This is a genomic window from Verrucosispora sp. TAA-831 (genome assembly GCF_050780145.1).
Taxonomy (GTDB): domain Bacteria; phylum Actinomycetota; class Actinomycetes; order Mycobacteriales; family Micromonosporaceae; genus Micromonospora.
The window spans coordinates 4,054,405-4,075,524 of sequence record NZ_CP192240.1 but is presented as its reverse complement, the minus strand read 5'-3'; the positions used below and the strand labels follow the sequence as shown (position 1 = coordinate 4,075,524).

The 21,120-nt window shown below is 71.1% G+C and carries 17 protein-coding genes; 9 read left to right on the top strand and 8 right to left on the bottom strand.

The genetic code is table 11. The features are described 5' to 3' along the window. Nucleotides 1-10: 10 nt before the first annotated feature. Complete coding sequence (locus tag ACQVFL_RS18315; protein WP_431727110.1) at nucleotides 11-781, bottom strand: QueT transporter family protein; 771 nt, start codon at nucleotides 779-781, stop codon at nucleotides 11-13. Nucleotides 782-926: 145 nt separating this feature from the next. Between ACQVFL_RS18315 and ACQVFL_RS18310 the strand changes: the two genes are divergently transcribed. Then, the gene (locus tag ACQVFL_RS18310) at nucleotides 927-2,102 is read left to right on the top strand and encodes a sulfatase (RefSeq protein ID WP_431727109.1); all 1,176 of its coding nucleotides are present in this window, start codon (nucleotides 927-929) and stop codon (nucleotides 2,100-2,102) included. Nucleotides 2,103-2,161: 59 nt separating this feature from the next. On the opposite strand, the gene ACQVFL_RS18305 is transcribed toward ACQVFL_RS18310, so the two are convergent. Continuing rightward, complete coding sequence (locus ACQVFL_RS18305; RefSeq protein ID WP_431727108.1) at nucleotides 2,162-2,914, bottom strand: class I SAM-dependent methyltransferase; 753 nt, start codon at nucleotides 2,912-2,914, stop codon at nucleotides 2,162-2,164. Between the two features lie 343 nt (nucleotides 2,915-3,257). Between ACQVFL_RS18305 and ACQVFL_RS18300 the strand changes: the two genes are divergently transcribed. The 7 genes from ACQVFL_RS18300 to ACQVFL_RS18270 all read left to right on the top strand — a co-directional run bounded on the left by ACQVFL_RS18300 (nucleotide 3,258) and on the right by ACQVFL_RS18270 (nucleotide 11,353). Further along, a complete protein-coding gene (locus ACQVFL_RS18300; RefSeq protein WP_396694537.1) occupies nucleotides 3,258-3,713 on the top strand; it encodes a hypothetical protein in 456 nt (151 codons plus the stop codon). 41 nt (nucleotides 3,714-3,754) lie between these two features. Next, nucleotides 3,755-5,743 (top strand): methyltransferase domain-containing protein, encoded by a 1,989-nt coding sequence (locus tag ACQVFL_RS18295; RefSeq protein ID WP_431727107.1) that lies wholly within the window; start codon nucleotides 3,755-3,757, stop codon nucleotides 5,741-5,743. After that, complete coding sequence (locus ACQVFL_RS18290; protein WP_431727106.1) at nucleotides 5,737-7,086, top strand: sulfotransferase; 1,350 nt, start codon at nucleotides 5,737-5,739, stop codon at nucleotides 7,084-7,086. The genes ACQVFL_RS18295 and ACQVFL_RS18290 overlap by 7 nt, the downstream gene beginning before the upstream one ends. Next, nucleotides 7,061-8,038: a dimethylarginine dimethylaminohydrolase family protein gene (locus tag ACQVFL_RS18285; RefSeq protein WP_431727105.1), complete on the top strand. Its 978-nt coding sequence runs from the start codon at nucleotides 7,061-7,063 to the stop codon at nucleotides 8,036-8,038. The genes ACQVFL_RS18290 and ACQVFL_RS18285 overlap by 26 nt, the downstream gene beginning before the upstream one ends. A 36-nt stretch (nucleotides 8,039-8,074) precedes the next feature. Then, the gene (locus ACQVFL_RS18280; protein ID WP_396694545.1) at nucleotides 8,075-8,545 is read left to right on the top strand and encodes a DUF6027 family protein; all 471 of its coding nucleotides are present in this window, start codon (nucleotides 8,075-8,077) and stop codon (nucleotides 8,543-8,545) included. A 64-nt stretch (nucleotides 8,546-8,609) separates the two neighbouring features. Then, nucleotides 8,610-10,292, top strand: coding sequence for a B12-binding domain-containing radical SAM protein (locus ACQVFL_RS18275; protein WP_396694547.1), 1,683 nt, complete (start codon nucleotides 8,610-8,612; stop codon nucleotides 10,290-10,292). Further along, a complete protein-coding gene (locus tag ACQVFL_RS18270; protein ID WP_431727104.1) occupies nucleotides 10,289-11,353 on the top strand; it encodes a sulfotransferase family protein in 1,065 nt (354 codons plus the stop codon). Before ACQVFL_RS18275 ends, ACQVFL_RS18270 begins: the two co-directional genes overlap by 4 nt. A gap of 36 nt (nucleotides 11,354-11,389) precedes the next feature. Here ACQVFL_RS18270 and ACQVFL_RS18265 read toward each other — a convergent pair whose 3' ends face one another. The 4 genes from ACQVFL_RS18265 to ACQVFL_RS18250 all read right to left on the bottom strand — a co-directional run bounded on the left by ACQVFL_RS18265 (nucleotide 11,390) and on the right by ACQVFL_RS18250 (nucleotide 16,881). Next, nucleotides 11,390-12,493 carry a hypothetical protein gene (locus ACQVFL_RS18265; RefSeq protein WP_396694551.1) on the bottom strand — a complete coding sequence of 368 codons (1,104 nt, stop codon included), beginning with the start codon at nucleotides 12,491-12,493 and terminating at the stop codon, nucleotides 11,390-11,392. After that, nucleotides 12,490-13,575, bottom strand: a complete 1,086-nt coding sequence (locus ACQVFL_RS18260; RefSeq protein ID WP_431727103.1) for an Ldh family oxidoreductase — start codon at nucleotides 13,573-13,575, stop codon at nucleotides 12,490-12,492. The genes ACQVFL_RS18265 and ACQVFL_RS18260 overlap by 4 nt, the downstream gene beginning before the upstream one ends. 114 nt (nucleotides 13,576-13,689) lie before the next feature. Then, on the bottom strand, nucleotides 13,690-15,363 hold the full coding sequence (lysS, locus tag ACQVFL_RS18255; RefSeq protein WP_431727102.1) for a lysine--tRNA ligase: 1,674 nt from the start codon (nucleotides 15,361-15,363) through the stop codon (nucleotides 13,690-13,692). A gap of 120 nt (nucleotides 15,364-15,483) precedes the next feature. Next, on the bottom strand, nucleotides 15,484-16,881 hold the full coding sequence (locus ACQVFL_RS18250) for a condensation domain-containing protein (protein WP_431727101.1): 1,398 nt from the start codon (nucleotides 16,879-16,881) through the stop codon (nucleotides 15,484-15,486). A gap of 231 nt (nucleotides 16,882-17,112) precedes the next feature. Here ACQVFL_RS18250 and ACQVFL_RS18245 point away from each other — a divergent pair, with 231 nt between their 5' ends. Next, the gene (locus ACQVFL_RS18245; RefSeq protein ID WP_396694558.1) at nucleotides 17,113-17,379 is read left to right on the top strand and encodes an acyl carrier protein; all 267 of its coding nucleotides are present in this window, start codon (nucleotides 17,113-17,115) and stop codon (nucleotides 17,377-17,379) included. Here the strand turns inward: ACQVFL_RS18245 and ACQVFL_RS18240 are convergent. Together ACQVFL_RS18240 and ACQVFL_RS18235 are read right to left on the bottom strand one after the other, a co-directional pair. After that, nucleotides 17,358-19,178 carry an ABC transporter ATP-binding protein gene (locus ACQVFL_RS18240; RefSeq protein ID WP_431727100.1) on the bottom strand — a complete coding sequence of 607 codons (1,821 nt, stop codon included), beginning with the start codon at nucleotides 19,176-19,178 and terminating at the stop codon, nucleotides 17,358-17,360. The two genes, ACQVFL_RS18245 and ACQVFL_RS18240, sit on opposite strands and share 22 nt — an antisense overlap. Beyond that, nucleotides 19,175-21,049, bottom strand: coding sequence for an ABC transporter ATP-binding protein (locus tag ACQVFL_RS18235; protein ID WP_431727099.1), 1,875 nt, complete (start codon nucleotides 21,047-21,049; stop codon nucleotides 19,175-19,177). The genes ACQVFL_RS18240 and ACQVFL_RS18235 overlap by 4 nt, the downstream gene beginning before the upstream one ends. Between the last annotated feature and the right edge of the window lie 71 nt (nucleotides 21,050-21,120).

The window sequence follows — 21,120 nt, the reverse complement described above, 5'->3', positions numbered from 1 at the left end:
CATCGTCCCGTCAGAGGAGGAACGAGCCGAGGAGCACCGCCACGAAGGCGACGCCCACGACCGGGGTGAGCAGGTCGGAACCGCCGAGCTGGAGGCCGACGAGCCAACCGGCGATGCCGCCGACCGCGACGAGCGCCGTGCCCAGCAGCGCGCGTGGCCCTCGGCCCGGTGGCTGGTCGAGATCCATGATCTCGTCCCAGGTCACGCCCATCGCGCGCACCCGTCGGTGCAGGAGGAGGTACAGCAGACCGCCGACCCAGTTGCCGATCACGAAGTTGGCGGCCAGGGTGACCGCGACGACCCGGAACGGCACGAAGCCGAGCAGGTCCAGGCCCCAGGCGAGCACGACCGCGCTCGCCGCCGCCGCGACGACACCGATGGCCAGGTAGGTCAGCACCGGGCGGACCCGGTCACCGGCCGGCGCGTCCTCGGTGTCGGCGTCGTGCGGCGCCGGGCGTGGACCGAACCGGGACCAGAGGGTGAAACCGAGGTAGCCGAGCAGGGCGTTCGACAGGAAACCGAATACCGAGCCGAGTGCGAGACTGCCGGTGAACAGGTCACCGACAATGTTTCCGATGCCGAGGCCCCAGGCTCCCGCCGGGCCGAACAGGATTCCGAAAACCATCGGGAAGATGGTGCGGATCGAGAAGCTGAGCACGCCCGGCACCAGATCGATGCTGAACGGCGACAACGCGATGTACGCGGTCGCGTACAGGGCGGCAGTGACGGCCGTGAGGACCACCATCTGCGGGTATTTCCACATCAGGATGCACGACCGCATTGCGCCCCCCTAAGCCGATGGCGACGAACATAACGCCAACGATGATCACCGTCAACGTGTCGCCGTCGGCGCACTTCCGTGGTCGTCAATGAACGCATCGATCAGGTACGATCTCCCGACTGCCCGTAGCAGCGAGGGGGTTCTCGTGGACCGGCCCAGTGTCCTTTTCGTCTCGCTCGACACCGTCCGCGCCGACGTCGCGTACTCCGGGAGGTTCCCGGGTGTGGAGGGGCTCCGCCGCCGGGGCGTCACGTTCCGCCAGGCCGTGTCGTCCTGCCCACTGACTCCGGTCAGCCACGCCACGGTCTTCACCGGGCTGCAACCACCGAACCACGGCGTCCGTCACCTGTTCCGTGAACAACTGCGCGCCGACGTGCCCACCCTGGCCGAACGGCTGCGCGAGGTCGGCTACCGGACCGGCGCCGTCGTCTCCTGTCCCGGTCTCAACAAGTGGTACGGCATCGACCGTGGCTTCGACTTCTATGACGACGAGATCCCGCTGCTGCCCGACGGGCGGGACCCTCTCGCGGTGGGCGACGTGAAGCTGCGCGGGCTGGCCCTCAAGCGGGCGCCGATGGTCGCCGAGCGGGCCGGTGACTGGCTGGCCGAACAGACCACGCCCTTCTTCCTCTTCGCCCACTTCTTCGACGCGCACTGGCCGTACGAGCCGCCGGAGGACGTCGGCGTGGCCGTCGACAACCCCTACGAGGGCGAGGTCGCCTACAGCGACCACTATCTCGGGGTGCTGCTCGACCGGTTGGCCGCCGCCGGACACGACATCGACTCGATGCTCGTGGTCTGCTTCTCCGACCACGGCGAGGACCTCGGCGGCTGGTACTCCAACGACCACGCGGGGGAGCGCGGGCATCCGTACGAGGAGGGGCACGGCTGCCTGCTGCACGACGCCACCCAGCACGTGCCGATGATCTTCTCCGGGCCGGGGGTGCCGGCCGGTCGGGAGTTCCACGAGCAGGTGCGGCTGGTCGACATCATGCCCACCGTCCTGGATCTGCTGGGGCTGCCGGGGACCCCCGGCGACGGCGAGTCCATGGTGTCGTTCTTCCGGGATCTGACCGGCACGTCGCGGCCCGCGTACTCGGAGACCTACTTCCCCGAGGAGAAGCGCGAGGCGAGCGAGTACCGGGACCTGCGGGCGCTGGCCTCGGTCCGCATCGACGGCCGTGACAAGACCATCTGGCAGCCGGTCGAGGGCGGCGCCGTCGACTGGTACGACCTGACGACCGACCCGGACGAGTTCCACCCCGTCCCGTTGGTGTCCCCGACGGTCGCCCCACCCGCCGTCCCGCCGGTGGTGGACTGAGCGCACGCCACCCCGGGCCGACGAGGACGCCCCTCGTCGGCCCGGGGACCGTCCGTGCGTCAGCCCCCGGCCGGAGACCCCGCCGCGATCTCGAAGAGCATCCGGTCGATGATCCGCCCGTCGGTCTGCGCCACCGCGTGCAACCGGCGGAACTCCGGTGACATGGACCGGTACACCCGGCGGATCGCCTCCCTGGCGTCCTCGTCGATGGCGCCGTTGTCCGACCAGACGTCGATGTCCTCGACCGAGACGTACCTGCGGGTCTCCACCTCCCCGCAGCCCGCCTCGCGCAGCAGTGCCGCGAGGTCGCCCGGCAGGAAGAAGTGTCGACGTACCGGGTTGCGCAGCCGCAGGATCTCGAAGTACTCGTCCCGGTCGTCGGTGCCGTAGGCGCAGAGGTTGATCAGGACGACCCGGCCGCCCGGTCGGGTCACCCGGGTCATCTCGGCGACCGCGGCCGGCAGCTCCATGAACTGGATGCCCTGCCGACAGACCGTGATGTCGAAGGAGTCGTCGGGGAAGGGCAGATCCTCGGCGGGTGCGAGGACGAGGTCGTCCAGCGACGGCCGGGCCTGCTCCGCCATGGCCGCGGTCACGTCGACGCCGACCAGTCGCGACACCCGTCCGCTGAACAGCCGGGAGACCAGGCCGGTGCCGCAGGCCACGTCGAGCACCGCGTGCTCCGGCCGTGGCGTGGTCAGGTCCAGTACGAGGCGGCCGAGTTCGGTGTCCGTGCACCAGGCGCTGGAGCGGTCGTAGCCCTGGGCCCGTGCCGTGAAGTGGTCGACGACGTCCTGATCGCTAATTGTCACTGTTCCCCTGTCGTTTCCACAATTCGGGACCGGCCGTGCCGGCGTGGGGCCGCCGGGCGGTCGGGCGGGGCGGCGTTGCGGAACCGGCGCAACGCTCCCGAGCGGCCCTGCCGAAGGCTCACTGACATTGACGTTGGACTCTAGACGGGTGATGGTCGACGCGTCTATAGTTCGAACCACCGGGCCTGGTGAGCCAGGTGGCGATACGCCTGGCCAGCGTTAGACGACTATTCGGGATCGCCGATCCCGCACCCTCTCGACCAATTGAACTCCGAATCCGAATCCGGCGGTTTCCGCTCCGGTCGGCAATACTCTCAAACATTCGGGGGAGTGGAACGAAATAATGAGTGCCCTCACCGAGGAATTGTTCGACGAGATCCGCGCGGCGTTCATCGCCGAAGCATCGACCGTCCTGCGTCTGCAGTACTTCGCCCAGGTGTCCGAGATCGAGGGCTCGCTGGACTCCGCTCGGCTGTTCACCGAACTCGCCGAGAGCGCGGCCTGTGTGGCACACGGGCATCTCGACTTCCTACAGGCGGTGGCCGACCCGGCCACCGGACGACCGCTGGGCGACACCGATCTCAACCTCGCCGCCGCGCTGAGCAGCGAGATGGAGGCCGCGACCGTCCGCTACCCCGCGCTGGTGCAGCGGGCCCACGAGGAGGGACTGGCCGACGTCGCGAGCTGGCTGGAGACGCTGCGCGCCCTCAAGCACGCGCACCTGGCCAAGCTGGGCGCCGCCCACGAGGCGCTGCGCGGCGTACCGGCCGCGCCGCTCGGCGAGCCGGTCACCGGATGACCACCGGCCCGCAGACCGCCGATCAGGAAGTGAGCCAGCCGATGGAGTCCACGCAGGCCGCCCCGACGCCGCCTCCGGTACCCGCCGACAGGTACGACGCCAGCACGATCATGGTCCTCTCCGGCCTCGACGGCGTACGCCGACACCCGTCGATGTACATCGGTTCGGTCGGTGTGTCCGGCTGGCACCACCTGGTCAGCGAGCTGGTCGACAACGCGGTGGACGAGGCGGAGGCCGGACACTGCCGCGACGTCGAGGTCGTCCTGCACCGCGACGGCTCCTGCTCGGTCGGCGACGACGGTCGGGGCATCCCCGTCGACCCGCACCCGGAGCAGCACCGCCCGGCGGCCGAGGTGCTGCTGACCACCCTGCACTCCGGCGGCAAGTTCGAGGCCGGTTCCTACCGCACCTCGGCCGGCTTGCACGGCGTCGGACTCTCCTGCGTCAACGCCCTGTCCGAACGGCTGGAACTGGACGTCTGGCGCGACGGTGCCCACCATCGGCAGACCTACGCGCGGGGAGTGCCGACCGGCGACCTCGCACGGGTCGGCGCGTCCGACCGCACCGGCACCCGGATCCGTTTCCTCCCCGACGAGACGGTCCTGGAGACCGCGCAGTTCTCGGCCGCCCTGATCCGCAGCCGGCTGGAGGAGGTCGCCTTCCTGCACCCCGCGCTGACCCTGCGGCTGCGCGACGAGCGCACCGGCGAGGACATCCGGCTCAGCTACCAGTCCGGCGTCGGCGGGTTCCTCCGACACCGGCACCGCGACGCGGTGTGGGTGCACCCGGATCCGCTGGCCGTCCGCCACGAGACCGACGACCTGGCGCTCGACGCCGCCTTCTGCTGGACCGAGGGCTACACCGAGGACATCCAGAGCTTCGTCAACACCGTCCGGACCGACCACCACGGCACCCACGTGGACGGGTTGCGCGCCGCGCTGGCCGAGGTGATCAACGAGTACGCGACCAGCCGCGGCCTGCTCGACCCGACCGCGGGGGAACGGATCACCACGGTCGACATCCTCGAAGGACTGGCTGCGGTCGTGGCGGTGCGGATGCGCAGCCCCCGATTCGACGGACAGACGAAGAAGCGGTTGCAGAGCAGCGAGGTCGCCGGATTCGTCCGTGCCGCCGTGTCAGCCGAGCTGACCCGACAGTTGGCGCTCGACGACGACCTGGGGCAGCGGCTGGTCAAACGTACGCTCGACTCCGCCCGCGCCCGGCTCGCCGCCCGGCTGGCCAGCCGCACCGCGCAGGTCCGGCGTCGCCGGATCGAGGTCGACTACGCCGTCTACCAGCGCCAGTTCGGCATCCGCTCGCGCAACTGGCACGACTCCTGCTCCTGGCTCACCGACGAGGGTCTGCTGGCCCAGCACGCGGCGCTGTGCGACGTCGCCCCGGACGCCCGGATGCTCGACGTCTGCTGCGGCAGCGGGGTGGTCGGCAACGCCTTCCGGGGCCGCGTCGGCGAGATGATCGGTCTGGACATCACCCCGGAGATGGTGGCGCTCGCCTCCACCCGGCTCGACAAGGTCCACCAGGGCACCGTCTACGACCTGCCCTTCCCGGACGCCAGCTTCGACCTGGTCGTCAACCGCGAGGTCCTGCACCTGCTGCCGAACCCGGAGAAGCCGGTGTCGGAGGTCTTCCGGGTGCTCAAGCCGGGCGGGCAGTTCATCGTCGGCCAGATCGTCCCGTACGCCGACGAGGACGCGTACTGGATGTTCCGGATCTTCAAGAAGAAGCAGCCGCTGCTGTTCCAGATGTTCCGGGAGCCGGACTTCCGGCGGCTGTTGCTGGGCGCCGGCTTCACCGACCTGGCGATGGAGGAGTACCTGCTCTGGGAGTCGATCGACAAGTGGATCGACACCCACGAGACGACCCCTGCGGCCCGCCAGGAGATCTACCGGCTGTTCTACGACGCTCCGGCCCAGGTGCGGGCGGTGCACCCGTTCGAGGTCGCCGCCGACGGATCGGTACGCGACCAGTGGCGCTGGTGCGTGTACTCGGTACGGAAACCGGTGTGTTGACCGGCACCGCGCCCGGGCTCGCCGGCAACGCCCACCTGGCGGACCGGCTGACCGAACTGCGCGCGCTGCGGCGGCCCGTGGTGCGGGACTTCACCGGCCGGGTCCGGGACCTGGTGGTGCTCGCCTCCAGCTCACGCAGTGGATCCAGCATGCTCGCCGAGATGCTGCGCCGTACGCCCTCGTTGCTGCACCTGCGCGCGGAGTTCAACCCGTACCTGCGGTTGGCCGGCCTGGTGCCGCCGAACAGCGGGACCGGCTCCGACCAGCTCGACGCCGCGCACCTGGCCGCCCTGCCGCCCGCCCGCCGCCGGGTCTTCGACGAGGAACTGTCGCTGGACGTCGGCCGACCGGACCCGAGCGTCGGGCCGGAACAGTTCCTCCTGGACGCGGCCTGGCGGTTCACCATCCAGTGGCCGACGATCGAGATCGACCTGGCCGACTGGCTCGACACGGCCCGTCGGGTGCTGGCCGAGCTGTGGTCGCAGCCCGACTTCGACCCCGCCCGCCTGTCGCACGCGGCCCGTTTCCACGCCCGACTGCACGCCGCTCTCGCCGTGCGCGGTGTGTCCGTCCGCACCGGCTACTACGACATGCCGCCGCACCTCGCCGGGCCGCCGTGGCGCCAGGACGTACGGGGTGCGCCCGGTGACCTGCTGGTGGAGGAACCGCCCTTCGTGCTCACCGTGGGCTGGCGCTACGCCACCGCACACGACCTCGCCACCCGCCCGCTGGTGATCAAGACCCCGAGCAACGCCTACCGGCTGGGCTTCCTGCGCGCACTGTTCCCGAACGCCCGGATTCGCGTCCTGCACCTGACCCGCAACCCGGCCGGATCCATCAACGGCCTCTACGACGGCTGGCTCTACCACGGCTTCCACGCCCACCGGATGGACCGGCCGCTGAACATCACCGGCTACGGGCGGGACCGGCCCGAGGACCGCTGGTGGTGGAAGTTCGACCTGCCGCAGGGCTGGCAGGACTACACCCGGGCGCCCCTGCCGGACGTCTGCGCCCTGCAGTGGCGCTCCTGCCACCGGGCGATCCTCGACGACGCCGCCGCGCTGCGACTGCCCTACCTGCGCGTGCGGTTCGAGGACCTGGTGCGCACACCGCAGAGCCGGGCGGGCGTGCTGACCCGGATCACCGACTGGCTCGGGGTGCCGATGGACGGACCGCTCCGCACGATCGCGGCCGATGGACTGCGCGACCCGGTGGTCGCCACCGCGCCGCCGCAGCCCGGCCGGTGGCGGCGACGGGCGGAGCTGGTCCGCGCGGCGATCGGCGGACCGGAGCGGCGACTGGCCGAGGAGCTCGGATATGACGACGACGAATCCTGGATCTGAGACCACGGCGCCACCGCGCCCCAGCACCCTCGGTGGTGCCGGCTGGTCGCCCCGGCCGACCAGCCACGAGCAGGAGGTGGCGGTCGGTCGGCTCTGGGCCCGCTGCGGCTACCGGTCGGAGTCCGCGCCGCTGCGGGCGGTGCTGCTCGGCTGGCCGCCGGAGAGTCTGGCCCGGATCACCGATCCGGCCGCCGCGCTGATGACCGCGCGGGTGGACCTCGGCGCCATGCGCGCGGAGACCGAGGCGGTCGCCGCGGCGTTCACCGACGCGGGCGTGGAGGTGGTGCTGGCCCGCCCGGCGGCGGACACGCCACCGAACTTCGTCTTCACCCGCGACCTGTTCGTCGCCACCCCGGCCGGAGTGGTGGTGGGCCGGACGGCCGCCGCGCAACGGGCGGGCGAGGAACGGCACGCCGCCGCCGCGTTGGCCGCCGCCGGATACCCGCTGCTGGCCACGGTGACGGGCACCGCCACGTTGGAGGGCGCGGACGCGCTGTGGCTGGACCGCGACACGGTGATGGTCGGGGTGGGGTTCCGCACCAGCGCCACCGGGGCGGAGTGCCTCCGCCGCGTCCTGGCCGACCAGGGCGTGCAGGTGGTCACCGTCCGGCTCGGTCCGGGTGTCCAGCACCTCCTCGGCGCGGTGACGTTCCTCGACGAGCGGTTGGCGGCGGTGCACACCGCCGCCGCGACCGACGATCTGCGGGCGCTGCTGCGTTCCCGGGACGTCCGTGCGGTGGAGTTCGCGCCGGACGACGAGCTGCTGCGGCGACGGGGGATGAACCTGGTGGCGCTGGGTCCCCGACGGGCCCTGATGCCGACCGGAGCGCCGGGCATCCGCCGCCGCCTGGAGGCCGTCGGGGTGACCGTCACCGAGGTCGGTGTCGACCAGCACGTCCGGGCCGCCGGGGCCCTGGGCTGTATGACGGGCATCCTGCACCGGGCGGACTGACGGACTGAGCACGGGAGCAGCGACGTGGGAGGCGAGATGACCACATCAGCGTCGGAACAGAACGTCGGCGGGGATCCGGCCGAGGAGCCGCTGATCCGCCTGGAGCGCTGGCACGCCACCTGGCCGGAGGACGACCCGCACGCCAACTTCCGCGACGAGGTCATGCGGTACGGCATGCTGGACCCGCTGGTGACCCTGCGCGGGATGTCCCGCAACCTCGGTATCCCGGTCGGCGTACTCGCCCGCTACGTGCTGGCGCGCTGGGCGACCGGTGGCAGCGAGGGACTGCTGGAGATCGGCCCGGTCATGGTGCGGCGACTGTGGCAGCCGATCGCCGAGGCGGAGGCCACGGACGACGACGCCCGGCGGCTGGCCGCGTACCACCAGGTGCGACAGATGATCTCCTGGCTGAAGGTCCCCCTCGACGACCCGGGCGTCTACCCGGTGGCCGGTGAGACCGACCGGACCGACGACGAGACGTCGCTAGATCGACAAAGCTCGATATAGTTGTCCTCAATCGCCGGGTGTCCCGACCGGACGGCCCGGCGGCGACGACAGGAAGGTCTCAGTCATGCCTCGTGTGCTATCCCTCGCTCCCGAGCTGTACGCCAACGCCACGAACTCCGTCGACCACCGCTACCAGGAACAGATGCGGGAACAGGACAAGACGCCGGTCCCCACCGACCCCACCCTGCCCCGGTTCACGCTGGTCGTCGGCCCCTCACCGTTCACCATGCCGCGTGGTTGGGAGTTCTTCCTGACGTCCCCCTACGAGGGGGCCTCCTACATCTCCACCGTCCTGCACAACGCCGGCTACCCGGTCCGGATCGTCGACGTCCGGTACACGCCCAACCCTCTCCAGGCCGCCTACGACCAGATCATCGGTCAGACCGACGTCCTGGGCATCTGCACCTTCGAGGACAACTTCCCGTTCTGCAACGAGCTGATGGCCATGGTCCGGGACAACGCCCCCGAGATCCCCATCATCTGCGGCGGCTCGCTCGTCACCTCGGTGCCCAACCTGTTCATGGAGCACACCGCCTGCGACATCGCGGTGATCAGCGAGGGTGAGATCACCATCCTCGACCTGATGGAGAGCTACGCCGCCGGCCGCTGGGCACAGGACCTGCCCACCATCCGCGGCATCCTCTACCGCAGCCCGGAAGGCGTCGTGAAGCGCACGCCGCCGCGCGGACAGATGATGGACCTCGACGCGCTGCCCCGGATGCGCCTGGAACTCTGGCCCCAGGCGCAGAGCCCGATGGGCCTACAGCCGCAGATCATCTCCTCCTACAGCCGTGGCTGCAAGATGGACTGCTCCTTCTGCTACCGCACCACCCCGCAGGTGCGTGCCAAGTCGCCGGAGAAGATGGACGCCGACCTGGCCTGGCTCAAGAGCCGCTACGGCATCGAGTTCAGCTTCTTCGTCGACCTGACGTTCAGCTCCCACCGTCGACAGACCATCGAGATCTGCGACGTCATCAAGGACCACGACCTGCGGTGGACCTGTCTGACCCGGTGTGCCGACATGGACAAGCCGCGGATCGACGCGATGCGTGACGCGGGTGCCGACATCATCCTCTACGGCGTCGAGTCCCTCGGCTCCGAAGTGCTGCGCGAGGCCCGCAAGGGCAACTCGGAGAACATCACCGTCCGGGCCATGCGGACCACGTTCGACGGCGGCGTACGGTTCGGTGCCCTGCTCATCGTCGGCCTGCCCAACGAGAGCGAGGAGTCGCTCAACCACATGGTCGAGTTCGCCGAGACGTACAACCACGTTACCCGGGTCAAGTACCTCTCCGCGATGCCCGGCACCACCGTCTACCAGCAGGCGCTCCAGTCCGGCCTGATGCGCAGCGAACTGGACCACGTCAACTGGCTCTCCATCGAGCAGGCCCTGCACGAGGACGAGTTCCTCAACGTCAGTGGACTCTCCGAGCAGGCGTGCCGCGACGCCTACAAGCGCGTCTACGACGCCTACCAGCCCGGCCCGGTGATGGACTTCCAGCACTGGCCCGAGAACTTCACCCACTTCCACCCCAACCCCGACGACGGGCTGACCCGCTCGACCTCGTACGCCGGCTCGGGCTGGCGGGCGCAGGCCAGCTCCGCGGGCGCGCCGCTGGTCCCCGGCTCGGAGCGGTTCACCCTGGACCAGGTGGCCACGCCGGAGGTGGCCGCCGCCGGAAGCAGCCTGATGGCCTGCGGCGCGAAGAAGGTGACCGGAGGACTGGTCACCGCCGGCGCGGCGTGACCACGGACGGCACCGGGCGGAGCGGACGCACCCGGAGCCCGGTACTGATCATCGGCACCGAACGCTCCGGCTCGAACCTGCTCCGCCTGGTGCTGAACGCACACTCCCGCATCGCCGTCCCACACCCGCCGCACTTCATGCGCTACCTGGCCCCGGTGGCCCACTGCTACGGCGACCTCACCGACGAGGACAACCGTCGACGGCTCGTCCACGACGCCTGCCTCCTGCTCGACCGGCACATCTCCCCGTGGCCGCACCGCGTCGATGCCGACCTGGCGGTGGCCCGGGCGAGCCCCACCCTCTTCGGCGTGGTCGCCGAACTCTACGAGCAGTACCGCGAGGCGGAGGGGAAGGCCCGCTGGGGCTGCAAGAGCACCTTCATGGTCGACCACGTCGCCGACGTGCTGGCCGAGTACCCGGCGGCCCGGTTCGTCTGGCTGGTCCGCGATCCCCGGGACGTGGCCGCCTCCTCCCGCCGGGCGGTGTTCGGACACTGCCACCCCTACCTCACCGGGCAGCTCTGGGCCCGGCAGCAGACCTCGGCCGCCGCCGCGCTGGCCCGTCACGGCCCGGACACGGTCCACCTGCTGCGCTACGAGGACCTGGTGCGGCAGCCCCGAGACATGATCACGCAGCTCTGCGCCTGGTTGGGGGAGTCACCGGAACCAGCGATCTTCGCCCACGACCGCACCCCGACGGCCCGGGCCCTGGCCAGCCTCTCGGAGTCCTGGCGCAACGCCGGCCGACCGGTGACCTCCAGCAGCGTCGGCACCTGGCGCAGCCGACTGGCACCCGCCGAGGTCGGCCTGGTGGAGGCCGCCGCCGGGCCGGTCATGGCCGAACTGGGCTATCCCGTCGACGCCGTCGGGCCCGCCGTACCACCTCATCCGGCCCTGCTGCGCCTGCGCGAGGGCGTCCTGCGGGCCGGCGTCGAGTACCGGTCGCTGCGGCAGGATCGCAACGCCGTACGCCGGTGGCGACGCGACGCGACCGTACGCTGGATCCACACCCGCGCCCGCCTCGGTGCAAGGAAGGGTCCCCCGCTAACGCCTACGGCATAGCAGGGGACCCCTGCCAACCCTCGACCGAGCCGCCGGTCAGCGTCGCCCGGCGTAGCCCGCCAACACCTCCAGCAGCGCGTCGGCGTGCCGCTCGAACGTGTACTCCCCGCGCCGGGCCAGCACGTCGGCACCGAGCCGGTCCAGCCGCGCCCGGTCGTGCAGCACGTCGGCCAGCTCGTCGTACCCGTCGAAGAGGAAACCGAGCCCCTCCTGTCGCACGATGCGCTCCATGGCCTCCTGGCCGCCGCGCTGCTGCGCCACCGGCAGCCCGGCGGCCAGGTACGGGACCAGGCGGTTCGGTCGGTTCATCCGCTGGAAGCCCACCTCGTGGGTGCCCTGCGCCACCACGTGCATCAACCCGGCGTCGTACCGGGACCACTCGGCGACGAACCGCTCCGGCGGAATGTGGTCGTGCAGGTGCACGTAGCCGCTCTCGGCGAGCCGGGCGTACTCGGCGCGGGCATGCGCATTGTCCACACTCCAGATCGACTGGGCGTTCGGACCGATGTACTTGCCGCCGTAGATGTGCACGTGGACCCGGCGGCGACTCAACGCCGCACACAGCTCCCGGATGTCGGTACGACCCCGGGTGCTGGACACCCCACCGGCCACCAGCAGGTGCGGCTGACCGTCACGCTCGTGCAGCTTGCCGGTCAGGTCGTCGGTGAAGTACCGCGCCGGCAGGTAGTCCGGGTCCAGCAGGTGCGCCGACGCGTCGCTGACCCCGTACGCCCCACGGAAGTAGTCCAGCGACTCCTGGTTGATGTAGATCTGCCCGGCGGTCTCGGTCAACGCCCGTCGCTCCAGGTCGGCCGACTCGCAGAAGTGCTCCTTGTGATGCCGCACCACCGGCCCGACACCGGCGTCGAGCAGCTCGCCGAGCAACTGCAACGACCCGTCCCACACGTTCTTGAGGCTGTAGACCACGTCGACGCGGTGCTCCGCCGCGATCCGGGTCAACTCCGCGCCGGCCGGTCCCGCCGGCAGCCGGTACTGCGGCACACTCGACGGCAGCACGTCCGGCGTGGGCCGCTGGGCCGGTGCCGGCATCGTGACGTACGTCAACCGGTGCCCCCGCTCGGCCAACGTCATGATCCGCTCCGGATACCGGCCGAGCCGCCCGGCCACCAGGATGTTCACGCCGTTCCCTGCGCCGGGATCGATCCCGACCCGCCCGCACCCGAGGCGTCGGCCGCCGTCGGTGTGTCGATGCCGAGCCCGGCGGCCACCGTGCAGAGGTCCCGCCACGTGGCGTCGGGCAGCACCACCCCGTCGGCCGCCGCCCGGGCGCGCTGCTCCGGCTCACCCGGCACCAGCACCTCGCCGGAGTCCGGATCGGCCGGCACCGCCTTGAGCCGCCGCACCGTCGCCTCGACGAAGTCGTGCAACCGCTCCGGCGGCCCGAACCGGGCCGGGTCGACGGCGAGCACGAACAGGCAGCTCGACCGTTCGGCACCGGCGAACCGGTCACCGTCGCTGAGCCCGACGGCGAGCAACTCGGCGATCACCGCGAGCGCGAAACCCTTGTGGCCCCCGAACGGCAACAGGTACCCGCCGGTGAAGAAGTCCTCCACCCGGGTGCTCGGCGCGCCCTGCGCGTCCAGCAGCCACCCCGGAGGCACGGTCTGCGCCCCGGCGGCGCGCGCGATCTGCAACTTCCCGATCGAGACCATGCTGGTGGCGAAGTCCAGCACCACCGGGGGCCGACCCGCCGCGCGCGGAACGGCCCAGGTGACCGGGTTGGTGGCCAGCGCACCGTCGGTCCCGCCGTGCGGTGCCACCTTCCACGGCCCCTGCCCCTCACCGCCGGTCAACAACCCGATCAGACCGGCGTCGGCGATGCGCTCGGACCAGCCACCCAGCCGCCCGGTGTGGTGCGCGTGCGACATCACCACCGCCGCCAGTCCGCTGTGTGCGGCCTTCTCCACCACCAGGTCCACGGCGTACCGGGCGGCCAGGTGACCGAAACCCCCCGCGCCGTCGACCACGGCGGTCGCGGGCGCGTCGTCGACGACGAACGGCCGGGCGGTCGGCTTCAACCGGCCCTGGGCGATGTCCCGCAGGTACGACGGCAGCTTGAGCACACCGTGCGAGCCGTGCCCGGCCAGGTCGGCACCGATCAGCGAGTCGGCGACGATCTCGGCGACGTCGTCCGGCGTGCCGGCCTGACCGAGCAGTGCGATTACCAGTCGACGGAGGTCTTCGACGGCGATGAGGGCCATGGGCGTCCTGTCGGGTGTCGGGTGTCGAGGGCAGACAGCCTTCTTAACCCATCACCGAGCCGTCCGGCAATCAATGTCCGTGAATGAAAGTGATCGACGTCGACCGACGCCCGGTCACGCCCGACCGGCTGACGCCTCGGCCTCCTGCGGGGTGAGCAGCGCCCGGACCCGGTCGGCACCGAGTGCCAGCAACAGGGTCGGCAGCCGAGGGCCGGTGTCCCGGTGCACCAGGAGCCGGTACACGAGACCGAAGAACACCCGCTGGGCGGCCCGCAGTTCGGGGGTGGGTGCGGTGTCCAGCGGAAGCCCGAGCTGGCGCTTCGGCACCCCGTAGACCAGCGTGGTCAGCCCGTCCAGCGTCCAGTCGTCCGTCAGCCCCTCGGCGAGCAGCCGCAGGCTCTCCCGCTGCACCGGGTCGAGGGAGCCCAGCAACTCCCGGTCCGGCTCGGCGCGCACCTGCGTACGCTCCGCCGGTGCGACGTGCGTGGCCACCCAGTCGGCCGCGCGGTCGAGCCGGGGACGCACCTCGTCCAACGAGCCCACCGGCTCCTGCGGCGTCATGTCGCGCAGGATCCGCAGCGTCTGCGCCTCGTTGCCGGCGGTGATGTCGTACACCGACGCCAGGGTGCGGAACGACATCGGCCGCGCGGTCTGCGGCAGCTCCACCTCCGCGGTGCGCAGCGAACGGTCGAGCACCACCGCCTCGACCTCCGACGCGGTGCCCGCCCGAACCCGCCCCACCAGGGCGTCCCACTCGTCGTAGAGCCGGCTCACCTCCTGGTCGAAGGCCACCGTGATCGACTGGTTCGGGCGACGCCGCACGTACAACCAGCGCACCAGGGCCGGCTCCAGGATCCGCAACGCGTCGTCGGGTGTCGGGGCGGCACCGGCGGAGCCGCTGAGCTTGGCCGCCCCCTTGGTGCCGACGAACGAGTAGCCGCGATAGACCGGCGCCTTGCCGCCGTACACCCGGTCGACCACCTCGCCTCCGACGGTGTAGCTGGAACCGGGGGAGGAGTGGTCCACACCGGCCGCCTCGAACAGGACCTGCTCGTACGCCCACCGCATCGGCCAGTCGACCTTCCAGACCAACTTGCCCGGGTCCTGGCGGTCCAGCCGGGCCCGGTCCGAGTGCCCGCACGCGCAGGTGTAGTGGATCTCCGTGGTCTCGTCGTCGAAGGACACGATCGTGGTGTCGTCGCGCCGACAGACCGCACAGTAGGCCTTGTACGGGTAGTAGGTGTCGTGGGAGGTCAACCCCTCCTCGGACTCGCCCTGGTCGACCTTCGTGCGGTATCTGCCCAGCACCGAGCCGATCAGCTCCCGGGCCCGCATGGCCGTCACGACCTGCTCGCGGTACCGGCCACCGGTGTACATGGCGGTCTGCGAGATCTCGTCGACGACCACACCGAGCTGCCGCAGCGCCGCCCGGAACGGCGTCTTGAAGTGCTCGGCCCAGTTCTCGTGCTCCCCGCACGGGTCCGGCACCCCGGTCAGCGGACGACCGACGTACTCGGCGAAGGAGGGATCGACCCCGGCCGGAACCTTCCGCAGCCGGTCGTAGTCGTCCCAGGAGAGCAGATGCCGGCTCGGCAGTCCGCGCCGACTCAACTCGTCCGCGACGAAGTGCTGGACCATGATCTCGCGCAGGTTACCCAGGTGGATCGGCCCGGACGGACTGATCCCCGAGGCGCAGACGAGCACCGGTGTCCCGGGCCGCCGCTCCCACTCCGCCACCACGTCGTCGGCCACTCGCGCCACCCAGTCGCCGGCATCAACCTCAGCCACCGAACTCCCCTCCAGCCGTGTCGGCCCACCACCTTAGTGCCGACACGCCGCTGTTGTCCGGACGCACCACGAACACGCTGAGTCGTCGGCGCGCCGCACCCGCCGGAGCGGCGGTCGTGCTCAGTGGGAGCCGGATCGGCCCACCGACGGCCGTACGCCGGCCACCCGCCCCACCTGCCGCATGTCGAGATCGCCGGCCGCTGCGGCGACCAGCAACGACTCGATTCCGGCCAGCAGCCGTCGGGCATCCTCGACACCGAGGTAGGCGGTGTCCACCCGCAACTGCATCGCGGCCGCGCCCGGCGCATCCGAGACACTGAGGAACACGGTCAGATCCTGCGCGTCCCAGCCGGTCACGTACTCGATCCGGGTGTCGCGGCACAGCGCGGCGAGATCCTCGGCCAGCTCCGCCGCACCGGAGCGCACCTGCGGCAGGCCCGACCACCGCTGCTGCTCCCGCGCATCGTTGAAGAAGACCCCGATCTGCGGCACGAACCCCCGCCGCGCCGCCACCCGTTGCCGCGCCTCGGCCAGCTCGACGGTGTCGTGGTTGCCGTGCTGATAGGTCAGCATGGCCTGCCGGTAGCAGCGGGTGACCAGATCGGTGAACGTACCCGTGCCCACGTCGACCCGGAACAGACCGTTCTGCACCACCGGGCCGATCATCGTCTGTAGCCGACGTTCCACCCGGCCGCCGACGATCAGGGTGAGGAACATCGGGTCCGCGCCGGTGTGCTGGGAGAGCACCGCTGCCTGGGCGGCGAGCAGGACCGCGCTGGTGCTCACCCGCTGCCGGTCGGCCAAGATCTGCGCGGCCACCGCGACGGCCGACGACTCGATGTCGAGCTGCACGATCCGGGGCGTGTGCGGCGGCTCGGACGACGGCGGCACGAGCGACTCGGGCACCTCACCGAGCAGCTCCTCGCGGAACCGTACCGCCCGCCGGCTGCGCCGACGTCCCGGCTCGCTCGCCTCGTAACCGGCCTGATCCAGCGGCTGCCACCGCGACTCGGTCGGCTCGACCGACGCACCCGCGAGAGCGCCGTGCAGCTCCGCCTTGAGCAGGGCCAACCCGGTCGCGTCGACGGCCGCGTGCGAGACGTTCAGCACCAGCGCGGCGGGCGTCTCGTCGGCCAGCACCAGAGCGAAGCGCACCGGCCACTGCCGGGCCAGGTCGAACACCGTCGCGGTCATCGCCGCGACCAACTCCTTGGCGTCCGCTATCACCCGGTCGGGCGCCGCCGACCAGACCGGCACCGTCAGGGTGCCGGACCCGTCCACCTCCTGCCGCAGACCCGTGGCGCCCATGACCAGCCGGGTGCGGAGCACGTCGACGCGCGCGACGACCTCCTCCAGCGCCCGCCGGACCCCGGCGACCGTGACGCCGTCCGGAACCAGCACCATCTCGCGCATGGTGAAGCTCTGCGGCTGATCACCCAACCAGTCGATGACGTCCCAGATCTCCCGCTGGGCCCAGGTGGCCGACGCCTGCGCCTGCCGCGCCTGCCGCACCGTCACCACGAGATCGTGGCCGGTTCTCCGATCCATCCCGGTGCCCCCGTTCCGGTCTGGGCGCCGGCACCACCTGTCCGGCGGTGCGGCTTATGGCCGGAAGGTAGCCTATGAAGCCACTTCGGCCAATGTCAATATCGAGGGGCATCGCGGCGCGCACCGCACCGTCGGGCCATCGACAAAGGGCCATACTGGTTCCGCCCGCGACCGTGGGTGGCCCCCCGACTGGAGAGCGAGATGACTGAGCTGAGCCCCTCCGCCGCGCCGACCGACACCGAACGCCGACTCGTCACCGAGGTGGTCGAGCCCCTTCTCGGATTCACCCCCGACGAGATGAGCCAGGATCTCATCGCGCTGGGCGCCGACAGCATGCAACTGGTCCACATGCTCGCCCAGGCAGAGGACCTCTTCGACGTCGAACTCTCCGCCGTCGAACTGATGGACAACGTCAGCGTCGCCGGACTCGCCGCGCTCATCGACCGTCAACTCGCCTCCGGCGGCTGATCCTCGCCGGAGGGACCGTACGCGCGGGCCTGCATCAGATACAGCTCCGCGTACAGCCCACCACTGGCCAGCAGCTCGGCGTGTGACCCGGACTCGCGCACCGTACCGTCCTGGAGCACCACGATCAGATCCACCATCTGCAAGGTGGAGAAGCGGTGGGAGACGAAGACGGTGATCCCGCCACGCCGCTGCGCCCGCTGGGCCGACTCGGCGTACCGGACGAAGATCGCATGTTCGGCGGCGGCGTCCAACGCCGCCGCCGGCTCGTCCAACGCCAACAGGAGCGGCTCGGTCCGCATCTGGGACCGGGCCAGCCCCAACGACTGCCACTGCCCACCCGACAACTCCTGCCCGTCGGTGAAACCGGTGCCCAGGTAGCCGTCCAGGCCACCCTCCACCGCGTCGACGACCCGCTGCGCCCCCGCCGAGTCGATCGCCCGCCGCACCGACTCCTCGTCGTCGATCCGCTGCACCGCACCGATCCCGACGTTCTCCCGCAGCGTCAACTCCAACCGGGCGAAGTCCTGGAACATCGCCGACGTCCGGGACCGCCACTGCGCGGCATCCACCTCGTCCAGCGCCACACCGTCGACGAGGATCCGGCCCTGCGTCGGCTGGTACAGGCCGTACAGCAACTTCACCAGCGTGCTCTTGCCCGCACCGTTCTCACCGACGATCGCCACCGTCTTGCCCGCCGGCAACTCGAAGGTGACGTCCCGCAACACCGGCCGGGTGGCTCCCGGGTAGCGGAAACCCACCCCCTCGAACCGGATGCCCTCGTCGAGCCGGGTCGGTGCCGCCGATCCGGACGGCTCCGACACCCCGTCCGGCACCGCGCTGGCGGCCCGCAGCCACTCCAGCCGGCGTACCGTCGTGCCGAACCCCTGGAGCGTGCCGAGCAACCCCAGACCGTTGGCGACCTGCAGACTCACCTGCACCGCGAGCGTCACCGCCAACACCACGTCGCCGACGCTGCCCCGGCCGTCGGCGACGTCCCGGACCACCAGCCAGAGCGCCGCACCATAGCTGAGGGCGAAGAACGCCTGCCCGGCCGCCCGCACCGCCGCCCCGCTCGCCTGCGCCCGCCAGACCGTCGACGTCACCGCCGCCATCGTGGCCTGCTGACGACGCACCAGGTCCGGACCGGTCCCGAACAGCCGCAACTCCTTCACCGACGACGCCGAGGTGGCCACCTGCAACAGGTGCTGCGAACGCCGGATCCCCTCCGCCGTGTCGTCCTTGGCCTGGTCCACCAGCCGCTGCGCCCGCCGCGCCAACAGCACCGGCGGCACCGCCGCCAGCGGCAGCAGGGCCAACCACGGATTCAACAATCCCAGCAGCACCGTCGTGACCACGAGCTGACCGACCACCCCCGCCAGTTGCAGCAGCCCCTCCACCGGCACCTGCATCGGCGAGATGTCGTCCCGCACCACCTGCAACTCGTCGGCGAACCGGGAGTCGTCGAGCTGGGCCAAGTCCACGCTCCCGTTGGCCCGCTCGATCAGCTCACCGTGCAGCTTCAGCTCCATCAGCTCGGCGAGCTCGAAATACTGGAGATGGGCGAAGTGCGCCATCATCAACTCGACCACCAGCACCACGGCCACCGCCGCCGCCAGCGTCACCGCCACGTCCGTGTGCGCCGCCAACGCCGCGTCGACCAGCCGGCCGAGCAGCACCGCCACCATCGGCGAGGCCAGATAGCCGGCCGCGATCATGACTGCGGCCAGACCCGCCCGCCGCCGGTCGGTCCGCAGCGCCAGCACCACCAGGAAACGTGCGGCCCGCCCCAACCCGCTCATCGGCCGGCCTCCGCGTCGACGAACCGGTCGGCCTGCAACCGGAACAACGTCGCGTAACTGCCCCCGGCAGCCACCAACTCGTCGTGTGTGCCCTGCTCCTGCACCACCCCGTCGGCCACCACCACGATGTGGTCGGCCCGACGGACCGTCGAGAAGCGGTGTGAGATGACCACCGTCGTCAACCCCCGACTGATCTCCAGGAACCGGTCGAAGAAGTCGACCTCGGCGCGTACGTCGAGTTGGCTCGTTGGTTCGTCCAGCACGATCATCGACGCCCCCGCGGCGACCTTGCGCATCGCCCGGGCCAACGCCACCCGCTGCCACTGCCCACCGGAGAGGTCCTGACCACCGGCGTACCGGCTCGACAGCGTCGTCCGCAGACCGGCGTCCAGTCCCTCGACGACCTCCCGCGCCCCCGCCCGGTCCAGCGCCGCCCACAGCGGCGACTCGTCGTCGGGGGCGGCACCCGCCGCCAGGTCGACGTTCTCCGCCGCGCTCAGCTCCAACCGGACGAAGTCCTGGAACACCACCGCGATCCGGGACTGCCACTGTGCCACGTCGTACTCCCGCAGATCCCGCCCGTCCACCGTGATCCGCCCCGCCACCGGGTCGTACAACCGGGTCAACAACTTGACCAACGTGGTCTTGCCGGCACCGTTGAGCCCGACGATGGCCGTCGAGCGCCCCGCAGGCAACCTCAGATCCAACCCCCGCAGCACCTCCGCACCCTGCGGGGCGTACCGGAACCGCACCTGCTCGAACCGCACCTCCCGCTCCGGGCGGTCGGCCGCCGACTCACCGGCGACCGGCGCCGCCAGCGCCGCCCGCGACCGGGACGACCGCGCGAAGTCGGTCATCGCCTCGTACGACTGGAGCCCGTACTGCGTCGGCACGTCGCTCTCCGGGAAGTGCACCCCGAAGCGGATCGGGATCAGCGCCGCCTGCACCGCCAGCCCCAGTTCGAGCACGCTGAGCCGCCCACCGGCGGCAGCCTGCGCGATCAACACGAAGACGATCGTCGCCCCGACCAGGCCGACCGCCGCGTACCCGAGGAACGGGCGCAGGTTGATCCGCCGCCGTCCCGCCCAGAACTGCCGCAGGTAGTCCAGGTACTCCGAGCGGTGCCGTTCCCGGACCCAGCCGATCAGACCGAACACCCGGATCTCCTTGGCGAACGCCGCCCCCGCCGCCATCGACCGCACATAGGAGGCGTGCCGCCAGGTGGGGAACAGTCCCTTCAGGAACGCGCCGAAACGTCCCAGCGCCCCGCGTTGACCGAAGCGCACCACGAGCGCCGTCACCCCGGCCACCAGCGACGCCCACGGGGAGAGCGCCACCCAGAGCACCACCACCGCCCCGACGAGCTGCCCGTACCGGGGCAGCAGCGCCAACGCACCTGCGGCGGCGTCACCCGGGGTGGGCATGGTCCGGCCGAACGCCTCCCGGGCCCGGCTCAGCCGATCCAGTTCCGTCGCGTCCTCAAGCGCCGAGATCGGCGCGTCCACCAGCGCCGACGTCATCAGGCTACGGGTGCACCAGGCGTCCACCCGCCAGGTCACCAGATGCCCCAACGCCGTCTGCGCCGGCGCGAGCACCTGCTGGAGGAAGAAGGCCAGCGCGGCGAGACCCAACGCGAGCACCGTCGCGCGCCACGCCTGCTCGTCGCCACCGATCGCCTCGGCGAGCCGTTGCACCATCACGCTCGTGGCCACGATGAACCCGATCGGCAGCAGACCGAGCAGGACGTTCACCGCGAGGGCCGCGCCCAGTGTCGGCATGCCCGCATGCGGGAGCAGACGGGCGATGGACAGCCAACGGTCCAGCCGGGATCGGGCACCGCGCCACACCGCCGAGAACCGTGCCATCCGCATCCGAACCTCCGCAGGCATCGTCAGTCGGCCGATCATATCGACGCTCGTATCGATGTGTGGGTGCCGACTTT

Excerpts from the sequence above, each read along its gene's own strand:
- ACQVFL_RS18235 (WP_431727099.1), bottom strand. The coding sequence starts at position 21,049 with ATGCGGATGGCACGGTTCTCGGCGGTGTGGCGCGGTGCCCGATCCCGG.
- ACQVFL_RS18315 (WP_431727110.1), bottom strand. The coding sequence starts at position 781 with ATGCGGTCGTGCATCCTGATGTGGAAATACCCGCAGATGGTGGTCCTC.
- ACQVFL_RS18300 (WP_396694537.1), top strand. The coding sequence starts at position 3,258 with ATGAGTGCCCTCACCGAGGAATTGTTCGACGAGATCCGCGCGGCGTTC.
- ACQVFL_RS18260 (WP_431727103.1), bottom strand. The coding sequence starts at position 13,575 with ATGGCCCTCATCGCCGTCGAAGACCTCCGTCGACTGGTAATCGCACTG.
- ACQVFL_RS18295 (WP_431727107.1), top strand. The coding sequence starts at position 3,755 with ATGGAGTCCACGCAGGCCGCCCCGACGCCGCCTCCGGTACCCGCCGAC.
- ACQVFL_RS18285 (WP_431727105.1), top strand. The coding sequence starts at position 7,061 with ATGACGACGACGAATCCTGGATCTGAGACCACGGCGCCACCGCGCCCC.
- ACQVFL_RS18275 (WP_396694547.1), top strand. The coding sequence starts at position 8,610 with ATGCCTCGTGTGCTATCCCTCGCTCCCGAGCTGTACGCCAACGCCACG.
- ACQVFL_RS18280 (WP_396694545.1), top strand. The coding sequence starts at position 8,075 with ATGACCACATCAGCGTCGGAACAGAACGTCGGCGGGGATCCGGCCGAG.
- ACQVFL_RS18240 (WP_431727100.1), bottom strand. The coding sequence starts at position 19,178 with ATGAGCGGGTTGGGGCGGGCCGCACGTTTCCTGGTGGTGCTGGCGCTG.
- ACQVFL_RS18245 (WP_396694558.1), top strand. The coding sequence starts at position 17,113 with ATGACTGAGCTGAGCCCCTCCGCCGCGCCGACCGACACCGAACGCCGA.